Source organism: Acinetobacter sp. YH16051 (assembly GCF_013417135.1).
Taxonomy (GTDB): Bacteria; Pseudomonadota; Gammaproteobacteria; order Pseudomonadales; family Moraxellaceae; genus Acinetobacter; species Acinetobacter towneri.
In genome coordinates this window covers 1-1,096 of the sequence record NZ_VPEN01000148.1, presented here as the reverse complement: position 1 = coordinate 1,096, position 1,096 = coordinate 1, and the positions used below count along the sequence as shown (strand labels likewise).

Here is a 1,096-nt window from a genome sequence, read left to right as displayed (position 1 = left end):
GCCAAAGCAGTGAATTGTGGAGTTGCAACTGTTTATCGAGTTGCTAAAGTCATTTAAAAAGGCTTGTATCAGTGCTTCCCTTATGTCATATCTATTTACAAAGGAACAAGGCATTCTTAAAGATCAAAAGAAGGGATTAATGATGAAAAAGCATTTGATTTTCCTTGTTTTTATAGTGATGGTTTTTATTTTAGCTCTAGTTGTAAAGATTAATAATGATCATAAAAAACGGCAAGCATTAAACAAATTGGAACTAGTTGAAAAGCAAATCCATTAGGTATATGAATATTAAGATAAATAAAAAGCCCTATAGTCTCTCCCGTTACTATAAGGCTTATAAATCTCTGCAATTTTTTTCTTAACTACCTACTTTTCCGATGTAGGTTATGAATATATTTTACCTATTGGTAAAAACAAAGATATAAGACAAAAGGTGAATATGCTAGGAATTTCGCATAACAACCATTATGTTAAATGCAGGGTATCTAATTAATTTGAGTTTGCAAAATTGCTAAATTTTTTCTTAATCCTTCTCATGTCTTGAAGTGTATAACCATAATTTCCGAAACATCTTTGTAGCATTTCTGGATTAGTCATTGGACTATCTAAAACAGTAAAAAATTCATTAATAATATTTACAGTAGATAAGTTGGCTTCTTTTTTTCTTGTATCAGAATTAATTGTTATTAATTGAGCTTTATTAAAGTGATCAGCCTTAATTAAATCAGGTGAGTTTTTAAGCTGAGAATTTAGTTTTCTAAAATCTTCATTATAGAAGGGAATACAACTCTCTATTATTCGTGGTAAAGCTGTGTCAGTTAAGAATGCATTTAAGTTAGATTCTATATCTCCAGTAGGTTTTACATTATTGATGTTTGAAGGTTTTACTGGAAAACCATGAAACATCCATTGTATACCCCATAAAATTACTATGACTAAAATTACTGAAAAGATGATTTGTAGTTTCTTCATTTTTTAAGTTTTCCTAAAATTAACATAATACACGTTATACGAAGTTGAAAAATTGAGACTATAGCCTTAATTTTTATGTGTTTTTAAAATTTAAAGCCTAGACTTCGGTCTAGGTTTTTTTCAT

The 1,096-nt window shown here is 28.6% G+C and carries 2 protein-coding genes; one reads left to right on the top strand and one right to left on the bottom strand.

The features are described from left to right. Positions 1 to 16: 16 nt before the first annotated feature. Complete coding sequence (locus tag FTV41_RS14980; RefSeq protein WP_125825070.1) at positions 17 to 277, top strand: hypothetical protein; 261 nt, start codon at positions 17 to 19, stop codon at positions 275 to 277. A gap of 212 nt (positions 278 to 489) precedes the next feature. On the opposite strand, the gene FTV41_RS14975 is transcribed toward FTV41_RS14980, so the two are convergent. Further along, positions 490 to 972, bottom strand: coding sequence for a hypothetical protein (locus tag FTV41_RS14975; RefSeq protein WP_174660721.1), 483 nt, complete (start codon positions 970 to 972; stop codon positions 490 to 492). Positions 973 to 1,096: the final 124 nt, after the last annotated feature.